29 protein-coding genes are annotated in these 24,164 nt (G+C 69.9%); 13 read left to right on the top strand and 16 right to left on the bottom strand.

The genetic code is table 11. The features are described 5' to 3' along the window. Positions 1 to 7: 7 nt before the first annotated feature. The 6 genes from F563_RS0102245 to F563_RS23685 all read right to left on the bottom strand — a co-directional run bounded on the left by F563_RS0102245 (position 8) and on the right by F563_RS23685 (position 5,790). Complete coding sequence (locus F563_RS0102245; RefSeq protein ID WP_019013016.1) at positions 8 to 1,459, bottom strand: hydrogenase 4 subunit F; 1,452 nt, start codon at positions 1,457 to 1,459, stop codon at positions 8 to 10. Next, positions 1,456 to 2,118, bottom strand: coding sequence for a hydrogenase-4 component E (locus tag F563_RS0102240; RefSeq protein WP_019013015.1), 663 nt, complete (start codon positions 2,116 to 2,118; stop codon positions 1,456 to 1,458). The genes F563_RS0102245 and F563_RS0102240 overlap by 4 nt, the downstream gene beginning before the upstream one ends. Next, positions 2,118 to 3,065 (bottom strand): respiratory chain complex I subunit 1 family protein, encoded by a 948-nt coding sequence (locus F563_RS0102235; RefSeq protein WP_211211330.1) that lies wholly within the window; start codon positions 3,063 to 3,065, stop codon positions 2,118 to 2,120. Before F563_RS0102235 ends, F563_RS0102240 begins: the two co-directional genes overlap by 1 nt. Further along, on the bottom strand, positions 3,065 to 5,077 hold the full coding sequence (hyfB, locus tag F563_RS0102230) for a hydrogenase 4 subunit B (protein ID WP_019013013.1): 2,013 nt from the start codon (positions 5,075 to 5,077) through the stop codon (positions 3,065 to 3,067). Before hyfB ends, F563_RS0102235 begins: the two co-directional genes overlap by 1 nt. A 46-nt stretch (positions 5,078 to 5,123) precedes the next feature. After that, positions 5,124 to 5,420, bottom strand: coding sequence for a helix-turn-helix domain-containing protein (locus tag F563_RS0102225; protein WP_026299258.1), 297 nt, complete (start codon positions 5,418 to 5,420; stop codon positions 5,124 to 5,126). A gap of 130 nt (positions 5,421 to 5,550) precedes the next feature. Continuing rightward, positions 5,551 to 5,790: a hypothetical protein gene (locus F563_RS23685; RefSeq protein WP_019013011.1), complete on the bottom strand. Its 240-nt coding sequence runs from the start codon at positions 5,788 to 5,790 to the stop codon at positions 5,551 to 5,553. On the opposite strand from F563_RS23685, the gene F563_RS21265 reads away from it, so the two are divergent. Further along, positions 5,774 to 6,955, top strand: coding sequence for an MFS transporter (locus tag F563_RS21265; protein ID WP_019013010.1), 1,182 nt, complete (start codon positions 5,774 to 5,776; stop codon positions 6,953 to 6,955). The genes F563_RS23685 and F563_RS21265 overlap by 17 nt on opposite strands. Before the next feature lie 73 nt (positions 6,956 to 7,028). On the opposite strand, the gene grxD is transcribed toward F563_RS21265, so the two are convergent. Genes grxD through purL form a run of 3 tightly spaced genes read right to left on the bottom strand, consistent with a single transcriptional unit; the run spans position 7,029 to position 9,841 of the window. Further along, positions 7,029 to 7,370 carry a Grx4 family monothiol glutaredoxin gene (gene grxD / locus F563_RS0102210; RefSeq protein ID WP_019013009.1) on the bottom strand — a complete coding sequence of 114 codons (342 nt, stop codon included), beginning with the start codon at positions 7,368 to 7,370 and terminating at the stop codon, positions 7,029 to 7,031. 29 nt (positions 7,371 to 7,399) lie between these two features. Continuing rightward, positions 7,400 to 7,636 carry a BolA family protein gene (locus tag F563_RS0102205; RefSeq protein WP_019013008.1) on the bottom strand — a complete coding sequence of 79 codons (237 nt, stop codon included), beginning with the start codon at positions 7,634 to 7,636 and terminating at the stop codon, positions 7,400 to 7,402. Between the two features lie 15 nt (positions 7,637 to 7,651). Then, on the bottom strand, positions 7,652 to 9,841 hold the full coding sequence (gene purL / locus F563_RS0102200) for a phosphoribosylformylglycinamidine synthase subunit PurL (protein ID WP_026299257.1): 2,190 nt from the start codon (positions 9,839 to 9,841) through the stop codon (positions 7,652 to 7,654). Between the two features lie 130 nt (positions 9,842 to 9,971). Between purL and F563_RS0102195 the strand changes: the two genes are divergently transcribed. Next, positions 9,972 to 10,385: a VOC family protein gene (locus F563_RS0102195; RefSeq protein WP_019013006.1), complete on the top strand. Its 414-nt coding sequence runs from the start codon at positions 9,972 to 9,974 to the stop codon at positions 10,383 to 10,385. A gap of 60 nt (positions 10,386 to 10,445) precedes the next feature. Next, positions 10,446 to 10,718 carry a hypothetical protein gene (locus F563_RS0102190; RefSeq protein ID WP_035574431.1) on the top strand — a complete coding sequence of 91 codons (273 nt, stop codon included), beginning with the start codon at positions 10,446 to 10,448 and terminating at the stop codon, positions 10,716 to 10,718. A 67-nt stretch (positions 10,719 to 10,785) separates the two neighbouring features. Here F563_RS0102190 and F563_RS0102185 read toward each other — a convergent pair whose 3' ends face one another. Next, complete coding sequence (locus tag F563_RS0102185) at positions 10,786 to 11,265, bottom strand: disulfide bond formation protein B (RefSeq protein WP_019013004.1); 480 nt, start codon at positions 11,263 to 11,265, stop codon at positions 10,786 to 10,788. Between the two features lie 89 nt (positions 11,266 to 11,354). Between F563_RS0102185 and F563_RS21260 the strand changes: the two genes are divergently transcribed. From F563_RS21260 to F563_RS0102170, 3 genes are read left to right on the top strand one after another with little or no spacing between them, the layout of a single operon-like run. Further along, positions 11,355 to 11,978, top strand: coding sequence for a glutathione S-transferase family protein (locus F563_RS21260; RefSeq protein ID WP_019013003.1), 624 nt, complete (start codon positions 11,355 to 11,357; stop codon positions 11,976 to 11,978). Continuing rightward, positions 11,975 to 12,370, top strand: a complete 396-nt coding sequence (locus F563_RS0102175) for a cupin domain-containing protein (RefSeq protein WP_019013002.1) — start codon at positions 11,975 to 11,977, stop codon at positions 12,368 to 12,370. Before F563_RS21260 ends, F563_RS0102175 begins: the two co-directional genes overlap by 4 nt. Further along, positions 12,367 to 12,762 (top strand): DoxX family protein, encoded by a 396-nt coding sequence (locus F563_RS0102170; RefSeq protein ID WP_019013001.1) that lies wholly within the window; start codon positions 12,367 to 12,369, stop codon positions 12,760 to 12,762. Before F563_RS0102175 ends, F563_RS0102170 begins: the two co-directional genes overlap by 4 nt. A 19-nt stretch (positions 12,763 to 12,781) precedes the next feature. Here F563_RS0102170 and F563_RS0102165 read toward each other — a convergent pair whose 3' ends face one another. Continuing rightward, a complete protein-coding gene (locus tag F563_RS0102165; RefSeq protein WP_019013000.1) occupies positions 12,782 to 14,227 on the bottom strand; it encodes a DUF294 nucleotidyltransferase-like domain-containing protein in 1,446 nt (481 codons plus the stop codon). Continuing rightward, complete coding sequence (locus tag F563_RS0102160; RefSeq protein ID WP_019012999.1) at positions 14,224 to 14,844, bottom strand: hypothetical protein; 621 nt, start codon at positions 14,842 to 14,844, stop codon at positions 14,224 to 14,226. Before F563_RS0102160 ends, F563_RS0102165 begins: the two co-directional genes overlap by 4 nt. 180 nt (positions 14,845 to 15,024) lie before the next feature. Here F563_RS0102160 and F563_RS0102155 point away from each other — a divergent pair, with 180 nt between their 5' ends. From F563_RS0102155 to F563_RS21255, 5 genes are all read left to right on the top strand, one after another. Then, positions 15,025 to 15,333, top strand: coding sequence for a DUF4212 domain-containing protein (locus F563_RS0102155; protein ID WP_019012998.1), 309 nt, complete (start codon positions 15,025 to 15,027; stop codon positions 15,331 to 15,333). A 10-nt stretch (positions 15,334 to 15,343) separates the two neighbouring features. Further along, complete coding sequence (locus F563_RS0102150; RefSeq protein ID WP_019012997.1) at positions 15,344 to 17,356, top strand: sodium:solute symporter family protein; 2,013 nt, start codon at positions 15,344 to 15,346, stop codon at positions 17,354 to 17,356. Positions 17,357 to 17,426: 70 nt separating this feature from the next. Further along, complete coding sequence (locus F563_RS0102145) at positions 17,427 to 17,753, top strand: hypothetical protein (RefSeq protein WP_019012996.1); 327 nt, start codon at positions 17,427 to 17,429, stop codon at positions 17,751 to 17,753. 2 nt (positions 17,754 to 17,755) lie between these two features. After that, positions 17,756 to 18,082, top strand: coding sequence for a hypothetical protein (locus F563_RS0102140; RefSeq protein ID WP_019012995.1), 327 nt, complete (start codon positions 17,756 to 17,758; stop codon positions 18,080 to 18,082). A gap of 30 nt (positions 18,083 to 18,112) precedes the next feature. Further along, positions 18,113 to 18,505, top strand: a complete 393-nt coding sequence (locus F563_RS21255) for a hypothetical protein (protein WP_019012994.1) — start codon at positions 18,113 to 18,115, stop codon at positions 18,503 to 18,505. Between the two features lie 90 nt (positions 18,506 to 18,595). Here the strand turns inward: F563_RS21255 and F563_RS0102130 are convergent, their stop codons facing one another. The 4 genes from F563_RS0102130 to F563_RS0102115 form a co-directional block, all read right to left on the bottom strand. After that, positions 18,596 to 19,330: a hypothetical protein gene (locus tag F563_RS0102130; RefSeq protein ID WP_156825028.1), complete on the bottom strand. Its 735-nt coding sequence runs from the start codon at positions 19,328 to 19,330 to the stop codon at positions 18,596 to 18,598. 16 nt (positions 19,331 to 19,346) lie between these two features. Then, positions 19,347 to 20,762, bottom strand: coding sequence for a TRAP transporter large permease (locus F563_RS0102125; protein WP_019012992.1), 1,416 nt, complete (start codon positions 20,760 to 20,762; stop codon positions 19,347 to 19,349). Then, positions 20,759 to 21,370 (bottom strand): TRAP transporter small permease subunit, encoded by a 612-nt coding sequence (locus F563_RS0102120; RefSeq protein ID WP_019012991.1) that lies wholly within the window; start codon positions 21,368 to 21,370, stop codon positions 20,759 to 20,761. Before F563_RS0102120 ends, F563_RS0102125 begins: the two co-directional genes overlap by 4 nt. A gap of 72 nt (positions 21,371 to 21,442) precedes the next feature. Further along, on the bottom strand, positions 21,443 to 22,591 hold the full coding sequence (locus F563_RS0102115) for a TRAP transporter substrate-binding protein (protein WP_019012990.1): 1,149 nt from the start codon (positions 22,589 to 22,591) through the stop codon (positions 21,443 to 21,445). Positions 22,592 to 22,821: 230 nt separating this feature from the next. Between F563_RS0102115 and F563_RS0102110 the strand changes: the two genes are divergently transcribed. Continuing rightward, positions 22,822 to 23,283, top strand: coding sequence for a MarR family winged helix-turn-helix transcriptional regulator (locus tag F563_RS0102110; protein ID WP_019012989.1), 462 nt, complete (start codon positions 22,822 to 22,824; stop codon positions 23,281 to 23,283). Next, positions 23,280 to 24,086, top strand: coding sequence for a ferredoxin--NADP reductase (locus tag F563_RS0102105; protein ID WP_019012988.1), 807 nt, complete (start codon positions 23,280 to 23,282; stop codon positions 24,084 to 24,086). The genes F563_RS0102110 and F563_RS0102105 overlap by 4 nt, the downstream gene beginning before the upstream one ends. The last annotated feature ends 78 nt before the right edge of the window (positions 24,087 to 24,164 follow it).

Here is a 24,164-nt window from a genome sequence, read left to right as displayed (position 1 = left end):
GTCGCCGTCATCCGAGCATCGCCGCCACATGCTGGAACCAGGCCACCAGGGGCGGCGGCAGATAGAGCCCGGCCAGCAGCACCAGCGCGAGATGGGCGAACATCGGCAGATAGGACGCCTCGACCGGCGCGGTGCTGCCATGCGGCGTACCGAAGGCGAGCCCGTGCAGCCGCAGCAGCAGCGCGCCGAACGCGACGAGCAGCCCCAGAACGAGCGGAATCGCCAAGAGCGGCGCGCGGGCGAAGGTCGAGGTCACCACCAGGAACTCGCTCATGAAGATGCCAAGCGGCGGCAGTCCCGCGATCGCGACCACGCCGACGACCAGGCCCCAGCCCAGCAGCGGGTGGCTTTCCGTGAGGCCACGGATCTCGGCGATCTTCTGCGTCCCCTTCACCTGCGCGATGTGTCCGACCGCGAAGAAGATCGCCGACTTCGTCAAGCTGTGCATCACCATGTGCAGCAGCCCCGCGAAATTGGCGAGCGGGCCGCCCATGCCAAAGGCGAAGGCGATGATGCCCATGTGCTCGATCGAGGAGTAGGCGAACATGCGCTTGATGTCGCGCCGGCGGTAGAGCATGAACGCGGCGAAGACGAGCGAGCTCAGCCCCATCGTCACCATCAGCGACCCGGCCGCGATCGCCGCCGGGTTCGCGGCCAGCAGCAGCTTGAACCGCAGCACGGCATAGAGCGCGACATTCAGCAGCAGGCCCGACAGCACCGCCGAGATCGGCGTCGGACCCTCGGCATGCGCGTCCGGCAGCCAGGCATGCAGGGGCGCGAGACCGACCTTGGTGCCGTAGCCGAGCAGCAGGAAGACGAAGGCGAGGTTGAGCAGCGCGGGATCGAAGGCGGCAACCCGCTGCATGAGGGTTGTCCAGACCATCGCCTCCAGCCCCTCGCCGATCACCGGATGCGCCGCCACGTAGACGAGGATCGTGCCGAACAGCGCGAGTGCGATGCCGACGCTGCCGAGGATGAAGTACTTCCAGGCCGCCTCCAGCGCCTCGTGCGTCCGGTAGATGCCGACCATCAGCACGGTGGTGAGGGTGGCGAGTTCGATCGCCACCCACATCAGGCCGATATTGTTGGCCACCAGCGCAAGGTTCATGCCGAACATCAGCGCCTGGTACATCGCGTGATAGAAGCGGAGATAGGAGCGCGGCAGCCGGCCGATCCCGATCTCGTGGGCGATGTAGCTCGCGCTGAACACGCTGGTCGTGAAGCCGACGAAGGTATTCAGCACGAGGAAGACGATGTTGAGGTCGTCGATCAGCAGGTAGAGGCCGGGCTGTGGCCGCTCTCCCGCCAGGAGGCCGAGCGCGGCGAGCAGGGTCAGCAGCGTCGCTACGATGTTGAGCCGCGCGGTCAGCCGGTAGCCTGGCAGCAGCGCAAGCAGGGCGGCCGTCACCAGCGGGATCAGCAGGATCGCGGCGACGGCATCGCCGGGTGCAAGGCTCATCGACGCTCTCCGCGATGCCGGTCGAGCGCCTGGATATCGACCGTGTCGAAGCGCTCGCGGATCCGGAACAGGAAGATGCCGATGACGATGAAGGCGATCAGCACCGAGAAGGCAACGCTGATCTCCACCACCAGGGGCATGCCCTTCGCGCCCGCCGCTGCCAGGATCAGACCGTTCTCCAGCGACATGAAGCCGACGACCTGGCCGACCGCGTTGCGCCGCGTGACCATCGTCAGCAGCCCAAGCAGGATGACGGCAAGCGCGAAGGCGAGGTCCTCGCGCGCGAGCGGATCGGCCTCCGGCGTCGCCTGCAACATCACCGAGATGGCGAGCGCAACCAGCCCCATGCCGGCGAGCATCGTGGGGCCGACGCCGATCACCGTCTCGATCTCGCGATGAATGCCGAGCCGCTGGACGATGCGGTGAAGGGCCACGGGAATCACGATCGCCTTGAAGACGAGCGCGATCGCCGCGGTGATGTAGAGATGCGGCGCGCCCTGGACATGCGCCTGCCACGCGACCGACAGCGCCAGCACCACCGCGTGCAGGGCGAAGAGGTTGAGCAGCGCATAGAGACGGTCCTGGTAGAGCATCATGAAGCTGACCAGGACGAGGCCACCGGCGAGCAGATGGGCGATGTCGAAGGCGAGGCCTTCCATCACAGGCTCCGCGAGACGAAGAGCAGCAGCGTGCCGAGGAGGCCGAGCATGAGCGCGGCGCCGAGGAAGTCGGGCACGCGGAACACGCGCATCTTGGCGATCGAGGTCTCGAACAGCGCGAGCGCCACCGCGCCCACCAGCAGCTTGCCGAGATAGGTCGCGAGGCCGATTGCGCAGGCGGTGGCGCTCGCGCCGGCTCCAGCCAGGCCCCAGGGAGCAAACAGGCAGGCGATCAACGACAGGTAAAGCAGCAGCTTGAGCGACGCGGCGAACTCGATCATCGCCAGGTGCCGGCCCGAGTACTCCAGCACCATCGCCTCATGCACCATCGTGAGTTCGAGATGCGTCGCGGGGTTGTCGACCGGAATGCGGGCGTTCTCGGCGATCGCGACCATCACGAGTCCGATCAGGGCCAGGCCGAGCGAGACGCGCAATCCGACGCCCGGCGAGACCATGAAGGCCGCGATGGTGGAAAGCTGCGTCGAACCCGCGACCAGCGCGACGGTGAAGACGACGACCAGCATGGCGGGCTCGGCAAGGGAGGCGATCAGCATCTCGCGGCTCGCCCCGATGCCGCCGAAACTCGTGCCGACATCCATGCCCGCGAGCGCCAGAAAGAACCGCGCGCTGCCGAGCAGCGCGATGATCGCGATCAGATCGGCCGTCCAGCTGAAGGTGAGGCCGATCGCAAAGGTCGGAACCAAGGCCGCCGCGACCCAGGTCGCCGCGAAGATGAGATAGGGCGCGACGCGGAACAGCCAGGACGCCCCCTCGGCGATCACCGCCTCCTTGCGCGCGAGGCGCAACAGGTCGCGATAGGGCTGGATCACCGAAGGCCCGCGGCGGCGCAGCAGGCGCGCCTTCACCTTGCGCACGATACCGGTCAGCAGCGGTGCCAGCAGCAGCACGAGCGCCATCTGCGCGCCCTGGACGAGCAGGTCCAGCATCACGGCCACAGCGCGAGCACCAGCAACAGCCCAACGAGGGCCAGGAAGACCAGGCTCAGATAGCGCCGGATGGTCAGGAATTGCAGCACATTGAGCCGCTGGCTCGCGACGCCGATCGCGCGCGCGAGGGGTGCGTAGAGGCCGTCCCAGACAAGGTCGCGCTGCGCGACATCGAGGCGCGCCGGAGCGAGGCTGCCGGGCGGTGGCATGCGCACCTGCTCGCATGCGCGGAACACGACGGTGCCGAAGACGCGGCGCACGGGTTGGGCGAAGCTCACGGCCGTGTACTGGGTGGCCGGGTTCGCATCCGGATAGCCGCAATCCCATGGAGGCGCTCGGCGCAGCGCGCGCGAGGCGAAACGGTGAATCACCAGCATCGCGAGCACGGCCGAGACGGCGATGAACGCGAACAGCAGCAGCCCGTTGTAGGAACTGCGGCTCTCGGCGATCGGCACGATCGACAGCCACGGCACATGCATCTGCACCGGCATCCGCGCGCCAAGCACCGACGCGACGGACGGCGCGAGCGCATCGATCACCAGGCCTGGCAAAATGCCGAGCAGGAGACACAGCGTCGCGAAGAGGCCCATGGCGATGAGCGGGATCCGGTCGACCTCACATGCCGCGCTGCACACCTCGGACCGCGCCCGGCCGAGGAAGGTGACGCCGAATGCCTTGACGAAACAGGCCGCGACCAGGGCGGCCGAGAGCGCCAGCACCGCGCCCACCGCCGGCACCATGACCTTCAGGCCCCATTGCGGCAGGCCGGGGCTCAACAGGATCGCCTGGAAGGTCAGCCACTCCGAGACGAAGCCATTGAGCGGCGGCAGCGCAGAGATCGCCACGCAGCCGACCAGGAAGGCGAAGCCGGTCGCCGGCATGCGGTGGATCAGCCCGCCGAGACGGTCCATGTCGCGCGTGCCTGTCGCGCTCAGCACGGCACCCGCGCCGAAGAACAGCAGGCTCTTGAACAGCGAATGGTTCAGCGCGTGGAACAGCGCGGCGGTGAGCGCCAGCGCGGCCGCCGCAGCGAAGCCGTTCGCCTGGAACGCCAGCGCGAGCCCCAGATTGACGAAGATGACGCCGATGTTCTCGATCGTGGAGTAGGCAAGCAGGCGCTTGAAATCCCGCTCCATCAGCGCGTGCAGGATGCCGAGCAGGGCGGTGGCCCCGCCGAGAAAGAGCAGCAGCATGCCCGCCCACCAGGAGGGGGCGGCGATCAGATCGAAGACGACGCGGATGAAACCGTAGACCGCGACCTTGGTCATCACGCCGCTCATCAGCGCCGAGACATGGCTCGGCGCCGCCGGATGGGCGAGCGGCAGCCAGACATGCAGCGGCACCAGGCCGGCCTTGGAGCCCGCACCGAGCAGCAGCAGCGCCAGCGCGAGCGGCATCACCCAGGGGGCGTGGGTAGCCGCGCGCATCGCCGCGAAGGTGTAGCCACCGTCGGCGCCGGCGAGCAGGCCGAAGGCGAGCAGCAGCGCGAGCGTGCCGAAGCTCGCCATGACGAGATAGATGTAGCCGGCGCGCGCATTCTCCGCGTCGCGGTGATGCGCCATCACCAGCGCCCAGGACGCGAGCGACATGAACTCCCAGGACAGCAGGAAGGTGAAGGCGTCGTCCGCCAGCACCACGAGGTTCATGCCGGCGAGAAAGGCCGGAAAGAACGGCAGCACGCGCTGCGGCGCCTCCTCGTGGCGGCCGTAGCCGATGCCGTAGAGGCTCGCCGCCGCACCGCCGAGATTGACGACGACAAGGAAGAACGCGGCGAGCGCGTCGATGCGGAACCGCGCGCCGATCCAGGGAATGCCGAGCGGCAGCGCGAGGGTGGCCGCCTCCCCGCCCGCAGCCAGGAGGTGGATGAGCGCGGACAGGATCGTGACGCCGCACACCGCGAGAGAGGTGCCATAGACGAGCACGCGCCCCGCCGCGGCACGCGCCCGTGCGACGCCCACGATTGCCGTTGCGAGCAGCGCCGCCACCGACCACAGGGCGATCTGGACGGGCATTCCGGGCGCCGGTCCTAGGGCAGGGTCTGCATGCGGGCAGGCCCCATCATGGCGTGTCGGGGCCCGCCCGATCCGGTTGCGCCCTCGCCGCCTGCGGCGTGCGCAGCCGAACCCCGCGACCGCCACCGACGCTCACCGCGCCCTCACCGATGAGCTCGATGCCCGCCGCATCGAGGGCTGCGACCAGCTTCATCAGGGAGTCGACATTGCCGCGGATCGCCCCGCTGCCGGATGCCTCCATGCGCTGAATGGTGGGCACCGACAGGCCCGACAGTTCGGCGAGCTGGCGTTGGTCGATGCCGAGCAGTGCCCGCGCGGCGCGCAACTGGGATGGCGTGATCACCGGCTCCCCGGTCAGGCGACAGGTTCAATCAGATACTCAGTATCACACAGCATTTCTGATATCTCAAATATCCCTCTTGCTGCTTGAGGTGCCATTCGGGCGCTGGCGTCTCAGCCTCCCCCCGCTAAGTTCAGGCCATCCCGCGCCCGCAGAGAACGATGTCATGCCTTGCGCAACGGTCGCCCCCCGGCTCAAGGGCGAGCGGCGCCAGCATGCCCGCCCCTTCGATCGCGACATTGACGCGCAGGTCAGGCGCGATCAGCGTGACCGCTTCGCTGCCCAGGAATCCCGACATGCCCGCACACCCCGTCGAGACCGCCGCCACGTCCGGGGGAAGCCACGACGTCCGGATCATGACGCTGATCGGCACGGGGCATTTCCTGTCGCATTTCTACATGCTGTGCCTGCCGCCGCTGTTCCTGTTCTGGCGCGCGGAGTTCGAGGCCTCCTTCGCCGAGCTCGGGCTCGCGGTCGCGCTGATGTCGGGCACTACGGCACTGTTGCAGACGCCGGTCGGCTTCGCGGTGGACAGGCACGGCGCGCGGCCCTTCCTGGTCGGGGGCACGCTGCTGATGGCGCTGTCGATCTCCGCGATGGCGGCCGCGCCGGGGATCTGGGCGATCTGGGCGCTCGCCGTCCTGTCCGGCGTCGGCAATTCGGTGATCCACCCTGCCGACTACGCGATCCTCGCGGGCTCGATCGACAAGTCCCGCATGGGGCGCGCCTTCGCGATGCACACCTTCACCGGGAACCTGGGGTTCGCGCTCGCGCCGCCGGTGATCGCGGTGCTGGCCGCCGTGATGGGCTGGCGGGCCTCGCTGCTGGTCGTGGGGCTCCTGGGCGTGCCGGTGGTCGCCGCCATCCTGGTGCAGAGCCGGATCCTGCGCGACCAGGCGAAGCCCAAGCCCAGCGAGACGGGGCCGAATGGACGCGAGCTGCTGCTGTCGCGCCCCATCCTGCTGTTCTTCGGCTTCTTCCTGCTCTCCTCGATGGCCGGGTCGGGGATCCAGGCCTTCGTCATTACCGTTCTGGGCAAGCTTTGGGGGACGCCCGTGGCGGTCGCCTCGATGGTGCTGACCGGCTACATGGTCGGCGCCACGGGCGGCACGCTGGTGGGCGGCTGGGTCGTGGATGCGACGAAGCGCAGCCTGATGGGCTTCGTGGTGGTGCTGACCCTGTTCGCGGCGGCGATGATCCTCGCACTCGGCCTGATGCCGATGCCGGAGCTGATGCTGCCGGTGGTGGCCTTGCTGGGTGGGCTGGCGATGGGAGCGTCGCGCACGCCCCGCGACATCATGCTGAAGGATGCCTCACCGCCCGGTCAGATCGGCAAGGTCTTCGGCTTCGTCTCGTCCGGACTGCCGCTCGGCAGCGCGATCATGCCGGTGCCGCTCGGCTTCCTGATCGACCTCGGGCATCCGCAGCTCGTGCTGCCGGTGGTCGCGGCGATCCTGGTGCTGTCGCTGTTCTGTGCCGGATTGGCGCAATCGGGGGCGAGGACTCGCCGAAGGGTGACGCCGGCACCCGCGGAGTGAGGGCGGCGCGAGTGCTACACCGCCCCTACGCGTGTGAGCGGGTCGCCGAAGTCCACCGTTCGATGATCCGAGATCACGCCGCCACGGGCTTGTGCTCGACGCCCTTCTCGTCCAGCAGCGCGACGAGCTCGCCCGACTGGAACATCTCGGTGACGATGTCGCAGCCGCCGACGAACTCGCCCTTCACGTAGAGCTGCGGGATCGTCGGCCAGTTGGTGAACTGCTTGATGCCCTCGCGGATGCCGGGGTCCTCCAGCACGTTCACGCCTTTGAACTTCACCCCCATGTGCATGAGGATCTGCACCACCCGCGCCGAGAACCCGCATTGCGGGAACATCGGCGTGCCCTTCATGAACAACACCACCGGGTTCTCGGTGATGTCGGCCTGGATGCGCTCGAAGACGGGGTTCGACATCGGTTCGGTTCCTGGTCCCGTGTGGTGGTTCAGTCCTGCGGCGGGCTCGTTTGCAAGGCGAGCGCGTGCAGCGCCCCGCCCATCCGGCCCTGGAGCGCGGCATAGACCATCTGGTGCTGCTGCACGCGCGTCTTGCCCTTGAAGGCGGCCGAGACGACGGTCGCGGCGTAGTGGTCGCCGTCGCCGCGCAGGTCCTCGACCGTCACCTGCGCGTCCGGCAGGCCCGCCTTGATCAGCGCCTCGATCTCCGCCGCCGACATCGGCATCGCCGGTCCGTCCCCTCAGGCCATGTAGGCGGGCAGCCACGACGCGTGGACCTGCCTCAGCCGCTCGACCGATATGGAGAACGCCCCCGTGAGTGTCAAACCCGTCCCCTCCGCGCGGCCGAGCAGCGCCGCGGGCACCCCGGCGGCCGCCGCCTCGGCCAGCAGCGCGCGCCCGTCGGCCACCGCGAGCAGGTAGCGGGCCTGGTCCTCGCCGAACCAGAACGCGTGCGGCGGCATGCCCTCCGGCGCCGGGGCCAGCACCACGCCGACGCCGCCGGCGATCGCCATCTCGGCCACCGCGACCAGCAGCCCGCCATCCGAGACGTCGTGGCTGGCGCGCACACGGCCCGCCAGGATCATCCGCCGGACGAAATCGCCGTTGCGGCGCTCGGCCGCGAGGTCCACCGGGGGCGGCGCGCCCTCCTCGCGGCCGGCGATCTCGCGCAGCCACAGCGACTGGCCGAGCTGCCCGGCCGTCGCGCCGATCAGCACCAGGTCGAGCCCCGGCGCGAGGGCAAGCCCCACCGCCTGGGCCGCATCCTCCAGCACGCCCACGCCGCCGATCGCCGGGGTGGGCAGGATCGGCCGGCCGTCCGTCTCGTTGTAGAGCGAAACGTTACCGGACACGACCGGGAAGTCGAGCGCGCGGCAGGCGGCCGCCATGCCGCGCACCGCGGCGGCGAACTGGCCCATGATGCGCGGGCGTTCCGGGTTGCCGAAGTTCATGTTGTCGGTGATGGCGAGCGGGCGCGCGCCCACCGCGGTGAGGTTGCGCCACGCCTCGGCCACCGCCTGCTTGCCCCCCTCCTCCGGGTCGGCCTGGCAGTAGCGCGGCGTACAGTCGGCGGTGAGCGCGAGCGCACGCTTCAGCCCTTCGAGCTTCACCACCGCCGCGTCCGCCCCGCCCGGGCGCTTCACCGTCTGCCCGCCGACCGTCGAATCGTACTGGTCCCAGATCCAGGCGCGCGAGCAGAGATCGGGGCAGCCGATCAGCGTGACCAGCGCCGCCTCGAGCCCCACAGGATCGGGCACGCTGGCGGGGTCGAGCGGGGCGGGCTTCGGCGTCTCCTCGGTCGGGCGGCGATAGAGCGGGGCCTGATCGGAGAGCGGCGCGAGCGGGATGTCCGCCTCAACCTTTCCCTTGTGGCGCAGCACGATCCGCCCGGTGTCGGTGAGGTGGCCGATCACCGCGAAGTCGAGCTCCCACTTCTCGAAGATCGCGCGCGCCGCGTCCTCGGCGCCGGGGCGGAGGATCATCAGCATCCGCTCCTGGCTCTCGGACAGCATCATCTCATAGGCGCTCATGCCGGTCTCGCGCTGCGGCACGCGGTCGAGATCGAGCTCGATCCCGACACCCCCCTTGCCCGCCATCTCGACCGAGGACGATGTCAGCCCGGCCGCCCCCATGTCCTGGATCGCGACGATCGCATCGGTCGCCATCAGCTCCATGCAGGCTTCGATCAGCAGCTTCTCGGTGAACGGATCCCCCACCTGCACGGTGGGGCGCTTCTCGTCGCCTTCGTCGGCGGCGAACTCGGCCGAGGCCATGGTCGCGCCGTGGATGCCGTCGCGCCCGGTCCTGGAGCCGACATACACGACCGGGTTGCCCACGCCGGCCGCGGCCGAGAGGAAGATGCGGTCCGCCGGCGCGATGCCGACCGTCATCGCATTGACCAGCGGGTTGCCGTCATAGGCGGGGTGGAAGTTCACCTCGCCGCCGACCGTCGGCACGCCGACGCAGTTGCCGTAGCCGCCGATGCCGCGCACCACGCCGTCGAGGATCCGTTTCGTGCGCGGGTTGTCGGGCGAGCCGAAGCGGAGCGCGTTCAGGTTCGCGATCGGCCGCGCCCCCATGGTGAAGACGTCGCGCAGGATGCCGCCCACCCCGGTCGCCGCGCCCTGATAGGGCTCGATGAAGCTCGGGTGGTTGTGGCTCTCCATCTTGAACACGGCGGCGAGCCCGTCGCCGATCGCGACCACGCCCGCGTTCTCGCCCGGGCCGTGGATCACCCAGGGCGCCTTGGTCGGCAGCTCGCGCAGCCAGACGCGGGAGGATTTGTACGAGCAGTGCTCGGACCACATCACCGAGAAGATGCCGAGTTCGGTCAGCGAGGGCTGGCGGCCGAGGATCGCCAGCACGCGCTCATGCTCGTCGGGCTTCAGGCCGAACTCGGCGGCGAGCTGGGTGGCCCGCTCGGGGGGCAGCGTCTCGGGGGTGTCGGTCACGTGGTCCTCGGGCGCGTCGTCGAAGGGGAACGGCCACGCCGAGGGGCCACGTGTCAAGGCGGCCTCCGCGAGGCTTGCAGCTCGCCCCCGCGCGCGGGATCGTCACGCCATGAGCACGCCTCCCCGCCCGCAGATCGGCCAGGCCGTCACCTTCCTCTATGCCGACCCGCCCGAGCCTTCGTGGCGGTTCTACGAGGAGGTACTGGGCCTGCCCCTCGTGCAGGACCAGGGCACCTGCCGCATCTACGCCGCGGCCCAGGGGCGCACGGCCTTCCTTGGCGTCTGCCGAGCCCGCGCGCCGCGCGCGACCGACAATCCGCGCGCGGTCGGCGGGGTGGTGTTCACCTTCGTCGCCGAGGACGTGGACGGCTGGTACGCGCATCTCCGCGCCAAGGGCGTGGACATCCCCGCCGCGCCGACGCTGTCCGCGCAGTACCGGGTCTATCATTTCTTCTTCCGCGACCCGGCCGGCTACACGCTCGAGATCCAGCGCTTCGACCGGCCCGACTGGCCGGCGCCCTGACCCGGGAACCGCCGACCGGCGCGTGACGTTCCTTCCGCACGACCATGCGGAGGACGGCACATGCCACGAAGCGTACTGATGATCCTGGCGGCCGCGGCCCTCGGTCTCGCGGCCTGCGGCACGGACCCGAAGGGGCGGGTCGAGGGCGGCACGGCGGCGGGCGCGGCCACCGGTGCGGGGATCGGCGCGCTGGCCGGCCCGCCGGGCGTGCTGGTGGGCGGGATCGTGGGCGCGGGCGCGGGCGCGCTCGGCTCCTCGCTCACCACCCCGGATCAGGTGAACCTGGGCGATCCGCCCTGGCGCAACCCCGAAGCGCGGCCGCGTCTCAACTGACGCGCCGCGTGCGGGAGGCGGCGGGGTCCTCCCCCGGCCCCGCCGCCGCGCTCGCCGAAGGCTGACCTCACCCCGACAGCCAGCCACGCCGCGCCCAGATCGCCAGCACGGCGCCGAGGATCAGCGCATAGACGGCGTTCCAGCCCGCCATCGACAGCCCGAGCACGCGGATCGCCGCCTCGTCGCAAGGGATCGCGGGCAGCGGCCGCAACGCGCGCAACAGATCGTCCACCGTCGCCGCCGGCGCGCCGGCCCCGACCACGCATTCCGGCACCGGGCTCGGCCAGAATCCCCACTCGACGCCCGCGTGCAGCGCCGCGATCGCGGCATTGCCGAGGAACAGCACTGCCATGGCCGTCAGCACGCCGGGCCGGAGCCGCACCGGCAGCGCGAGCGCGACGATGCCGAGCGCGATCGCCGCCCAATACGGCCAGCGCTGCCAGAGGCAGAGCGGACAGGGCGGCAGTCCGCCCCAGTACTGCGACGCATAGGCGACCGCGAGGGCGGCGGCGGCGGCGAGCGGGCCGAGCAGCAGGGCGCGCGACATGCCGCCCTCTACCACGCCGCCCGCCCGCCTGGACGCCCCCTCCCCGCATCGCCATGCTGCGCGCGGGACAACTCGCGGGGAGGAGCGCGATGCGGCGCATCTGGGGGCGGACCAACTCCATCAACGTGATGAAGGTGCTCTGGGGCTGTGCCGAGCTCGGCATCGCCTATGAGCGCATCGATGCGGGCGGCGCGTTCGGCGGGCTGAAGACGCCCGAGTACCTGGCCAAGAACCCCAACGCGCTGATCCCGGTGCTGGAGGAGGACGGATTCGTGCTGTGGGAGAGCAACGCCATCCTGCGCTATCTCGGTGCGACAGCGGGCGCCGGCGCGTCGGTCTGGCCGGACGATCCGCGGACGCGCGCGATCGCGGATCAGTGGATGGACTGGCAGCAGACCACCGGCCAGGCCGCGCTCGGCCCCGCCTTCGTTCAGATGTATCGCACCCCGCCCGAGAAGCGCGACGAGGCGGTGATCGCCCGGAGCCTCGCGCGCTCGGCCGAGACCTTCGCGATCCTGGAGGCACATCTCACCAACCATGCCTTCGTCGCCGGCGCGGGCTTCACCCTGGGCGACATCCCGATCGGCTGCCTCGTCTACCGCTACCTGCACATGCCGATCGAGCGGCCGGATTTCCCGGCGCTCGCCGCCTATCACCAGCGCCTGCTGGCCCGCCCCGGCTACGCGGCGCATGTCGCGGTCGGCGTGTCGTGACGGCGGCGCGAACCCTGCCCGTGGTTGTGAGCCACGCGGCCGACGCGACCTTCACCACGGGCCTGCGCGCGTTCTTCGCCTATCGCGACCTCGGCATCCGCCACGTCACCGGCGGCAAGGTGGGCGCACACGTCATCCGCGCAGTGCCCGGCGCGGGCGCGCATCCCGTGTGGCACACGCACGACCTGCACTTCCAGATGGTCTATGTTCTGAAAGGCTGGGTGCGATTCGAGTACGAAGGTGCGGGCGAGGTCCTGCTCACCGCCGGCGCGATGGTGCACCAGCCGTCGGGGATCCGGCACCGCGAGGTGGCGCACAGCGACGATCTCGAACTGCTCGAGATCACGCTCCCGGCCGAGTTCCGAACCGAGGAGGCGCAACCGCCGACATGAGCGATTTCGGACTGCTGATCGGACGGCTGGCGGTCGCGCCGATGTTCCTGCTGGCGGGGTGGAACAAGCTCGGCTGGCCGCCCGGCGCCGGCATCACCGGACTGCTGGCGGCCAAGGGCATCCCGCTGCCCGAGGTCGCTGCCGCCTTCGCGGTCGCGATCGAGATCGTCGCGCCGATCCTGCTCGTGCTCGGCGTGCTGACGCGCTGGGCGGCCTGGGTGCTGGCGCTGTTCACGCTCGGCACGATCTGGATCGCCCATGCCTGGTGGACGTTTCCGCAGGCGCAGCAGGCCGCGCAGCTCGGCGTCGCGCTGAAGAACCTCGCCGTCGCCGGCCTGCTGGTGACGGTGGCGATGGCGGGATCGGGCCGCTACGCGCTCCGGCGCGACTGATCGCTTCGCGCGCGGCCGGTCACCAGACGCCGCCGCCGAAGGACGACACCACCCCCTTCTGGAACGAGGCGACGCGCTTCATGGCCGCCCGGATCGCCGCCTGCTCGGCCCTGGGCAGCGCCGGCAGCTCGACCAGCGTGCCGGGCGGGCGCCCGGCCGCGACATCGTCGAGCTGCTGGCGCAGCAAGGCGCCGGCAAGGCGCTCGAACGCCGCCGCGAGGCCCTCTGCCTCGGCCTGCGACACCGGGCCGAGTTGCGCGAGCGCGGCGAGGCGCGCGCGCGTGCCCGTCTCCGCCACGCCGTGCTTCAGCGCGAGCAGCCGTGTGGCCGAGACGAGCGGCATCAGCCCCGATCGCTTGAGATCGGTGCGCACGCCGGGCCGGTCGGGCTCGTCGTCGCGGAAACCGCCCCAGAAGCTGAGCCCGACGGTCATCTTCGCATCCTCGGCCGCGAGTGCGGCAAGGAAGACCGGATGCGCGGCGAGGGTCCGCTTCAGATGCTCACGGAGCGCGGCGGCCGGCTGAGCATCGCCCCAGACCGGCCTGAAATCGAAGGCGATGTCGCCGAACAGCAGGGCGACGGGGCTGCGCCGCTCGGCCCAAAGCGTGACCTGCGCCTTCCACTGCGTGAGCGTCTTGCGCCACACGGGGTTGCGCGCCATCACGTGCCCCTTGCAGAGCGGGAACCCGGCCGCTTCCAGGCGCCGGTTGAGGTCCTCGGCGAAGGGGATGAACCAGGCGTCCACCTCGCCGTGCCGGGCGTCGTCATAGTCCTGCAGGATCAGGCCATTGTCCTGATCGGGGGCGAGCTGGCTCTCGCCCCGGCCGGCCGAGCCCATCACCAGCAGCGTGAACGGCACCGGCGGCGGTCCGGCGACGGCAAGCGCCCGCTCGACCACCCAGCGGTGGATGTCGAGATTGATCTCCGAGACGACGCCGATCACCTCGGCGGCCGGCAGTCCCTCGTCGAGCAGGGTGCGCGCGAGTCCGGCCTGGGCCGCGCGCGTCGCCGCGAACCCGGCCTCGTCGTCGCCGCGCGCCAGGGTCTCGACCGCGGCCAGCAGCCGCGCCGAGGCGGCGGCATAGGTCTCGAAGCGGCGCAGCATGCCGAGCGGGCGCCCCTTGCCGTCCACCACCGGCAGGTGGCGCAACCCGTGCGCGCGCATCAGCCCGACGGCGCGGTAGAGGCGCTCGTCCTGCGGCACGCTGCGGACCGGCGCGCTCATCGCGGCCGAGACCGGCGCATCGGCGGGCAGGCGGAAGGCGACCCGCCGCAGCACGTCGCGCTCGGTCAGGATGCCGACCGCGCGCCCCGCCTCGTCCACCACGATGACGGAACTCTCGTCGGCCGCGCGCATCGCCTCGATCGCCTGCGCGACCGGGGCGGCGGGCGACAGCAACGGCGGCACCGTCCGCATCGCCGCGCCCACCGGGCCGGTGAACAGGGCGAGCCCGGGCGAGGTCATGGCGCCCGCTCCGTCAGCGCCGCGGCGAGCGGGGCGGGCGCGAACCGCCGCTCCATCTCCTGCTGCGCCGCGACGATGTGCATGCGAAGCCCGCCCAGGATCGACACCCGCTCGCCCTTGCGCAGATCGGGATGAATCGGCAGCGTTTCGAGCAGCACCGGGCCGGCATCGAGGGCCAGGGTGTTCGCGGGCCGGGGCGCGGCGAGCTGACGTTGCGCGAGCCGCGCCGCCATGCCGGCGCGCGCGGCCTCGGCCTCGGCCGCGAGGCGCGGCGGCGCCCCGGCGCTGCCGATCGCCTCGGCGGCGAGGCCGGCGAGCGCCTCCGCCAGCGCCGCCTCCCGGCCGGGCGCGAACGGACGCAGCCACGACTCGGCCATCGCCGCGACATCGCCCTGGGCGGCGAAGTAGACGCGCCAGCGGCAATCGGCGAGCAGTTCGGCGAAGACCGGCTCCTCCTGCGCCTTCTGCCAGTTCACGCCCAGCTTGACGCCGCAATAGTCCATCACGGTCTTCTGCGCCACGAAGGCGCCCTGCGCCGCCAGGAACGCCGCGAAGGCGCCGACATCCGCGACCTGTGGCGCGCGGCGCCGGCCGAACAGCGCGGCGAACAGGCTCATGCGGCCGCCCCGGCCGGACGCGACGCGGGCAAGGAACCTGTTGGCACCTCACAATTCCTTGTGTTAACTGCCGTTTTAGCGACCGTATTGAACCCGTCTCGCGACGGCAGCGGAAGGGGCAGTGGGTCGACCGTGCAACGGGGCAAGGCGCGCCGAAATGCGCCGAGCAGGGAGTGGAGCATGGCAGGAATCGTCGAACCCGGACGGGCCGAGCCGCGGGAACCCGTGGCGGCAATCGATCCGGCGGTGGCCCGGGCCTACTGGAAACGGACGTCCAATCTGATGTGGCTGATGCTGGCGATCTGGTTTTTCGCCAGCTTTTTTGTGCATTTGTTCGCCCCGACGCTGAACACGATCCATGTGCTCGGCTTTCCGCTCGGGTTCTACATGGCCGCCCAGGGCAGCCTGATCATCTTCGTCGCCCAGTTGTTCTGGTTCGCGCGCAAGCAGAACGCGATCGACCAGGAATTCGGCGTGGCCGAGGAGTGAGGGCAGGACCATGGCGATCGACACCCAGAGCGCCTTCCTCAAGCAGCTGAACAAGATCTACGCCGGCTATGTCGGCGGCTTCGCGTTCTTCGTGCTGATCCTGGCCGGTCTCGAACAGATGGGCGTGCCGGATCGGATCATCGGCTACCTGTTCGTGGCCCTGACGATCGGTGTGTACGCCTATATCGGCATCCTCAGCCGCACCATGCAGGTGAGCGAGTATTACGTCGCCGGACGGCGCGTGCCCGCGATCTACAACGGCATGGCGACCGGGTCGGACTGGATGTCGGCCGCCTCGTTCATCGGCATGGCGGGATCGCTCTACGCCCTCGGCTATGGCGGGCTGGCCTTCATTCTCGGCTGGACCGGCGGCTATGTGCTGGTGGCGATCCTGCTCGCGCCCTATCTGCGCAAGTTCGGCCAGTACACGGTCCCCGACTTCCTCGGTGCCCGCTATGGCGGCAACGTCGCGCGCTTCGTCGGCGTGATCGTGCTGATCACGGCGTCGTTCGTGTACGTGGTCGCGCAGATCGTCGGCATCGGCATCATCACCCAGCGCTTCCTCGACGTCTCCTTCGCGGTCGCCGTGTTCATCGGGCTGGCCGGCATCCTGGTCTGCTCGATGATGGGTGGGATGCGCGCCGTCACCTGGACCCAGGTGGCGCAGTATATCGTGCTGATCATCGCCTACCTGATCCCGGCCATCCTGATGTCGGTGAAGGTCACCGGCGTGCCGATCCCGCAGCTCATGTATGGCGTCGCCCTCGAGAAGATCGAGGCGCTGGAGGCGACCATGCGCGCGGCGGGCCAGGTGATGCTGCCGCACACGCAGGCTTTCGTCGGGCCCAACCAGCAGTTCGACCTGAACCGCGCAATCAACTTCTTCGCGCTGATCTTCTGCCTCATGGTGGGCACGGCCAGCCTGCCGCACATCCTGATGCGCTACTTCACCACGCCCAGCGTGCGCGAGGCACGCAACTCGGTGGCGTGGTCGCTGTTCTTCATCTTCCTGCTGTACTTCACCGCACCCGCCTATGCGGCGTTCGCCAAGCTCGAGATCTATCAGAACGTGATCGGGCAGCCGATCGCGCAACTGCCAAGCTGGCTGCAGAACTGGCAGCTGATGTCGCCCTACGGTGTGCCCTGGGTGAATGTGGTGGACCGCAACAACGACGGCATCCTCCAGCTCGCCGAGTTCTCGATCCACCCGGACGTGATCGTGCTCTCGACCCCGGAGATCGCGGGGCTTCCCTATGTGATCGCCGGGCTGGTGGCGGCGGGCGGGCTCGCAGCGGCCCTCTCCACGGCGGATGGGTTGCTGCTCGCGCTCGCGAACGCGCTCAGCCACGACATCTACTACCGGATGATCGACCGCCATGCGCCGACCAGGCGGCGTCTGATCGTCGCGCGCGTGCTGCTGATCTCGGTCGCGGTGGTGGCGGCCTACACCGCCGGCCATCTGGGCGCCGACATCCTGTTCCTGGTCGCCTGGGCCTTCTCGATCGCGGCGGCAGGCCTGTTCGCGGCCCTGGTGATGGGGGTCTGGTACAAGAAGACCACCAATGCCGGCGCGATCGCGGGCATGCTGGTCGGCTACGTGATCACCTTCGGCTACCTGATCTGGAGCGAGTTCGCCGGGCTCAGCCTGATGGAGCTCGTCGGCTCGAAGGAGGCGATCATCCGCGCCTACCAGCAGTATGTCGCGATCGCGCAGATCTCGGCCGAGGCCAAGGCGCCGATCCAGGCGCTGCTGGCCAACCAGGCCGCGATCACGGACGGGCCGCTGCATGGCTGGGCCCTCTGGGCCACGAGCGCGGTGGCACGCAACCGCGTAGGCGTGCAGCTCTGGGGCATCAACAACATCGCCGGCGGCATCTTCGGCGTGCCGATGGCGTTCATGGTGACCTATCTCGTCAGCCAGATCACCGCCGCGCCGTCGAAGGCGATGCAGGACTTCGTCGAGTCCATCCGCATCCCCAAGGGCGGCGTGGCGCTGGTCGACAAGGAGCAGGCGGTCGAATAGCGGGACTGTCTGTGCCACCTTCGGGGGCGAGGCGGGACCACCGCCTCGCCCCTTCCTTATCCGCAGGACGATGACCGGCGAGCCCCATTTCATCTTCTCCTACCTGCCGTTCTGGGTGCCGCTCTACGCGTTGGCGGTGCTCGCCTGGACGTCGCTCGGCCGGTTCCTGATGCAGGTCTTCGTCCGGCCGGACAGCCCGAACTACATCTGGCGCTTCTTCCGCCTGCTCACCGACTGGTGGCTCGGCGCGATCCGCACCATCACGCCGCTCTACGTGAGCCCGTTCTACCTGCCGCTGCTCGCGGCCCTCTGGGCCTTCGGGCTGCGCTTCGTCTTCGCCATCACGATGTTCGCGCTCGGGCTGGCGCCCCGTATCTCGGAACTGCGCGGGGGCTGACGATGACGCCGCAGGGCCTGTTCATCGCCACGCTCGCGGTCTGCATGACGGGATCGCTGCTGCACATGATCGGCGGGTCGCTCGTGTTCTTCATCGTGTTCCAGACCGCGCCGCTCTGGTGGCCGGAGGTCTTCGGCCTCTACCCGCTGGCGATCGCCTATGCCGCGTCGCTGCTGATCGCCACCGCGACGCTGATGCTGGGCGGCGTGCCGGCCGCGCTGGTCGAGCGCGCCACCCGTGCCACCGCCCCCACGCCGGCGGCGATGTGGACCTGGCTCGTGTCGGTCGTCCTGCTCACGCTCGCGGGACTCGCGATCGGCTTCGGCTGACGGCACACTGGCGCGCTCAGGGAGCGCTCCATGGACCGCATCCTGGCTGTCGCCGATCAGACGATCCGCCGCGCCTGCGCCTTCGCGGGTCTTGGCGTCGGCTTCACCATGCTCGCCCTCTCCTTCGACATGGTGCTGGCGTTCCGCGCCGGCGCCGTGCTGACCACGGCGGTGTTCGCGATGCTGCTCTGGCTCGGGCACCGCGCGCTGCGGGCCGACGTGCGCCGCACCGAACTCTGGTCGGTCGTCGGGCGCGGGCTGCGGCTGTCGCGCGAGCGGACCCAGGCGCTGCTGGGCGGCGTGCTGCGCGAGCGGTATCTGTGGCATGCCGACCGCGCGGCGATGCTGGCGATCGGGTTCTGGGCCATGGCCGGGATGACGTGGCTGCTCAGGCTCATGCGCGGCACGGCCGTCTCGGTCTGATGCCGGGCTGACAAACGGTTGACCTTTGGCAGCCAGGTATCGCGCGCAGGGCCGGTGTGGCGGCTGCGCCGGAGCAAACCTCATGCCCGGTCACCGCTCCGGCACGGCAAGCCGCTCCGCGGTGCCGAGCCGCGTGATGCGCACTGTCGCGGGCGCGTCGGCGAACTCGGGTGACAGCCCGGCGACGACCAGCACCGCGCCCGCGGGCAGCCCACCCGCTGCACGCGCCTCCTCGGCAGCCGCGACCAGGGCCGCGCCGACATCGACGGTACCGCGCCAGGCGTCCGGTCCGACGGACGCCGCGAGCGGCTTCAGGATCGCCTCCTGCCAGCCGGCGCGGGCGGGGGGACCGAACACCACGAGGCCCAGCCCGGCGAGATCGGCCACGTGCTGCGGCAGATCGGGCGGCCCGTCGGCGAAACGTGTCTGGGCCAGATCGATCGCGACGTGCAGCGAAGCGATGCGGGCCGCCACCTCCTTGGCCCGCCAGGGCCGCGCGCGCGGGGACAGCGCCGCGCCGAGCTGGGCGACCACGGCGAGGGTGCAGCGGCGCCTGCCGGGACCGGGCGGCGGCACGGCGGCCGGACTGCGGAGCAGCCGCCCTTCGATGAGCGGCCCGGCGATCGCGCCTGTGCCGTCGAAGCAGGGCGCGAGCCGGAGGCCGACCGGAACGAGGCCGAGCTGTTCGAGCGCGAGCGCGGCGATGCGGCGGCCAGCCGCGATGGTGGTCGGCCGACAGGCCTCGGGCAGCACCAGCGGCGCGTCGGCGTCGCCCACTGCCTCGGCGACGAACTCGGCCGCCTGGGCGGCGGCGGCTTGGCTCAAGCGCGCCACCGGGCCCTCAGTTCAACGACGGCAGGGCAGGCACGATCTCGTCGAACTGGAACCCGCCCTCGGGGATCGCGCTCGGATCCTCGCCGGCCGGCAGCGGAGGCGTGGCGTAGAGATACTCCGGCAGGAACAGCGCGACGTCGGGGAAGACGTAGAGGGTCGCCATGCAGAGGATGACGATGCCAACGAAGGGCAGGCAGCCCTTGAAGATCTCCTGGATCCGGACCTGCGGTGGCGCCACGCCCTTCAGGTAGTAGGCGGCCATCGCCACCGGCGGCGTCATGAAGCTGGTCTGGAGATTGAGGCCCACCATGACGCCGAAGAAGATCGGATCGATGCCGAAGGTGTCGAGCAGCGGCAGGAAGATCGGCACGAAGATCAGCACGATCTCGGACCATTCGAGCGGCCAGCCGAGCAGGAAGATGATCAGCTGCGTGATGATCATGAAGCCGACCGGCGACAGGTCGAGGTAGTTGACCATGAAGTCCTCGACCACGTGATGGCCGCCCAGCCAGCCGAACACGCTGGTGAAGATGTAGGCGCCGACGAACAGCCAGCACACCATCGCCGAGGTGCGCGCGGTCAGGAACACGCTCTCCTTCAGCTTGGCCCAGGTCAGCGCATGGTAGGCGGCAGCGAGCAGGATCGCGCCCAGGCTGCCCATCGCGGCCGCCTCCGACGGTGTCGCCAGTCCGAACAGGATCGCGCCGAGCACCGCGGCGATCAGGAGGGCCAGCGGCACGAAGGAGGTGATCAGCGCCCAGACGATCTCGAGGAACGAGCCGGCCGCCATGTGCGCCGGCAGCCGCGGTGCCGCCTTCGGGTTCACCAGCGCGAAGATGAAAGTGTAGACCATGTACATCCCGGCCAGCATCGCGCCGGGCACGAAGGCGGCAGCATAGAGCCGCGCGACCGAGACGCCGGCCGTCGCGCCGTAGAGGATGAACATGATCGAGGGCGGGATCAGGATGCCGAGGCAGCCGCCGGCACAGGTGATGCCCGAGGCGAGCCGCGTGTCGTAGCCCGCCCGCAGCATCGCCGGATAGGCGAGCAGCCCCATCAGCGTCACCACGGCACCGACGATCCCCGTGGCGGTGGCGAACATGGCGCAGGTGACGAGCGTGGCGATCGCGAGCGCGCCCGGCAGCGCCCGCGACGCCAGTTGCAGCGCGTGGAACAATCGATCGAGGATGTTCGCGCGCTCGATCACGTAGCCCATGAAGATGAACAAAGGCACGCTGATCAGCACGTCATTCGCCATCACCGCGTAGGTGCGCTGCACCAGCAGATCGAACACGCGGTCTCCCAGGCTGACATACCCGAAGGCGATCCCCATCGCCATCAGCGTGAACGCCACCGGAAAGCCGAGCAGCACGATCAGGATGAAGCTGCCCAGCATCACCATGCCGAGGACGGGATCGCTCACCGGCGCTCCTCCGCCGCCTTCGCCTGCGCGGCCGCGGCCGCCTGCTGCGCGGCCGCCAGCGCCAGCGCCTGCGCTTCGGTCTCCTCGACGTCAGCCAGTTTCTCCGGCCACTCGCCGGTGCGGATCGCGATCACGCAGCGCACGATCTCGGCAATGCCCTGCAGCAGCATGAGCGCGCCGCAGAAGGGAATCAGGAACTTGAATGGCCAGATCAGCGGCCCATCGGGCGTGACCGACGAACGCTCGTTCTGAAGATACGACAGGTGGAAGAAGTTCCAGCCGAACCAGATCAGCGCCAGCATGCCGGGCACGAAGAAGATCAGGTAGAGCGGCAGGTCCAGGAGCGCCTGACGGCGTGGCGGCATCGAGCGATAGAGAAAGTCCGCCCGCACATGCCCGTTGCGGGCCAGCGTGTAGGCCCCCGCCAGCATGAACAGGAAGCCGTAGAGCATGTAGGAGGTGTCGTAGGCCCAGGCGGTCGGCGCCCGGAACAGGTAGCGCGCGAACACCTCGTAGCAGATCACGCCGGTGAGGGCGACGATCGCCCAGCCGCCGATCTTGCCGGCGAGCGTACTGACGCGGTCGATCGCAAGCAGGACCGATTGCATGCGAGGGGTCCATTCTGTCGCAGCGGCGCCCGCCCCGGAAACTCCGGAGCGGGCGCCGTCATCATGCGGTGATCAGCCGCGGGCGAAGAAGTGGTTGAAGGCGAGGACCGACGGCGCCTCGTTGCGGAGGAAATACGTGCCGGTGCGGCGGCACCAGTCGCGCTGGCTGTCGCAGACCTTCTTGAAGAACGGCCCGGCGGCCGGCGAGGAGGTGTCACCCTCGAGCCGCGCGACCACCGCATCCCAGGCGCGCAGCTGGGCCTCGAGAATGGGCCGCGGCGTCGTGATCGCGCGGACGCCCTGGCGCTGCGTCATCTCGATCAGGTCCTTCGGGTAGCGCTCCTGCAGCTTCCAGCTCATGTCGGCGCTCGCGGCCTCGGCCGAGAACCGGATGATCGCCTTCAGCTCGGCCGGAAGCGCATCGTACTTCGCCTTGTTGAACTGCACCTCGAAGGTCTCGGTGTGCTGGTGGAAGGACTGCAGCATGTAGACCTTGGCGACGTCCGGGAAGCCGAGGAGGCGATCCGACGACGGGTTGTTGAACTCGGCGCCATCGATCACCCCACGCTCCAGCGCGGGCACGATCTCGCCGCCCGGCAGCGCGACCACCGCCGAGCCGAGTTCGTTGAACAGGTCGGTCGCCAGGCCGACCGTACGGAATTTCAGGCCGCGCAGCTGCTCGACCCGCTCCACCGGGGTCTTGAACCACCCGAGCGGCTGGGTCGGCATCGGGCCCGTCTGGAACCCGACCACGTTGACCCGGAGGATCTCGCCGATCAGCTCGTTGTACAGGGCCTCGCCGCCGCCATGATAGAACCAGCCGAGATAGTTGTTGGCGTCACGGAACCAGGCGGGCGGGGTTCCGAACAGGCTGAAGGCCTTGTTCTTGCCGAACCAGTAGGCCGACACGCCATGGCCGCCGTCCAGCGTGCCGGCCGAGACGGCGTCCAGCAGCTGGAACGCGCCGACCACGGCGCCGGCCGGCAGCAGTTCGAGCCGGAGCCGCCCGCCGGCCATGTCGTTGACCCGCTTCACGTAGTCGGCGGCGAACTCATGGAAGATGTCGCGGGTCGGCCAGGTCGACTGGAACCGCCACGTGATCGTCTGCGCCCGGCTGACCTGCGGCGCCGCCAGCGTACCCGCCGCGGCCACGGCGCCGCCGAGGGCTGCCGTCTTGAGGAAGCCGCGCCGTCCCGCGCGCTTGGTCTTCACGTCACTCATTGCTCGATCCTCCCTGTCCAAACGCCGGCCGGCGCGCCCCCGCGCCGCCCCCGGCCCCTGGTTCTCAAACCACAGTGCCGACGCCGATACAAGAACTCCCGTGCTGCACGGCGCCGTGAGACATACGCGGCGCTGTCTCAGGTTCCCGGCGCCCCCGTGGCGATCTTTCCTTTGACATCCGAAGGTCTGCGAGAGATCATTTGTATACGAATGATCGAGGAGGCCTGATCTTGGTCCTGAAGGACCTGCCCCGAGCACTCCATCATCAGCCTTCGACCTATGCGCTGGAGGACCAGGTCGGACACCTGCTCCGCCGCGCGCATCAGCGCCATGCCGCGATCTTCCTGGAGGGGATCGGGCCCGCCGCGCTCACGCCGATGCAGTGGGCGGCGCTCGTCACCGTCGTGCGCGAGGGCAAGGCGAGCCAGAACCGGCTCGGCCGGCTGACCGCGATGGACCCGGCGACGATCCAGGGCGTGGTGCGCCGGCTGCGCGCCCGCGGGCTGATCACGCGCTCGGCCGATCCGGCGGACCGGCGGGCGAGCGTGCTCGCGCCGACCGAGGCCGGCATCGCGCTGGTCGAGGCGACGCTCCCCGCCGCGATCGCGATCAGCGAGGCGACACTCGCCCCTCTCGATCCGGCCGAGCGCCGGATCTTCCTCAAGCTCCTGCAACGGATGGCCTTCGCATGACCACCGATGTCGCGGCAAAGCCCAAGCCGGCCGGCAACCTCAACGTCGAGACCGTGCTGACGGTCCGTCACTGGACCGACACGCTGTTCAGCCTCACCACCACGCGCGACCCGGCATTCCGGTTCGAGAACGGCGAGTTCACCATGATCGGCATCCCGGTGGACGGGAAACCGCTGCTCCGCGCCTATTCGATGGTCTCGGCCAACTACGAGGAGCAGCTCGAGTTCCTCTCGATCAAGGTGCCGGACGGGCCGCTCACCTCGCGGCTCCAGCACATCCGGCCGGGCGACGGGCTCTATGTCGGCCGCAAGCCCACCGGCACGCTGGTGGTGAGCTACCTGGTGCCCGGGCGGACTCTGTTCCTGTTGAGCACCGGCACCGGCATCGCGCCGTTCATGAGCATCATCAAGGACCCCGAGACCTATGCGCGCTTCGACCGCGTGGTGCTGACGCATACGTGCCGGTTCGAGCGCGAACTGGCCTATCGCGACTGGATCACGCGCGAGCTGCCCGAGCACGAGTTCCTTGGCGAGGAGGTGCGCGCCAAGCTCGTCTACTACCCGACCGTGACCCGCGAGCCGTTCCATCGGCATGGGCGGATCACGCAGTTCATCGAGGACGGCACGCTGTTCACCGATCTCGGACGCGGCGGGTTCGATCCGGCGGAGGATCGGATCATGATCTGCGGCGGGCCGGACATGCTCGCCGAGTGCCGCGCCATCGCCGAGCGCGAGGGGTTCGTGGAGGGGTCGTCCGGCACGCCGGGGACCTATGTGATCGAGAAGGCTTTCGTGGAAAAGTAGCGCGGGGAAAGGGCCGCAAGGCCCTTCCCCCGCACCCCCATCCCGGGAGGGCGTCGCTCCCGTTGGTCGCGACGCGCG

Origin of the sequence: Elioraea tepidiphila DSM 17972, assembly GCF_000378465.1 — a bacterium.
GTDB classification, from domain to species: Bacteria; Pseudomonadota; Alphaproteobacteria; order Acetobacterales; family Acetobacteraceae; genus Elioraea; species Elioraea tepidiphila.
Note: the sequence above shows the minus strand (reverse complement) of the source record. Positions and strands in the feature narration are given on the sequence as shown.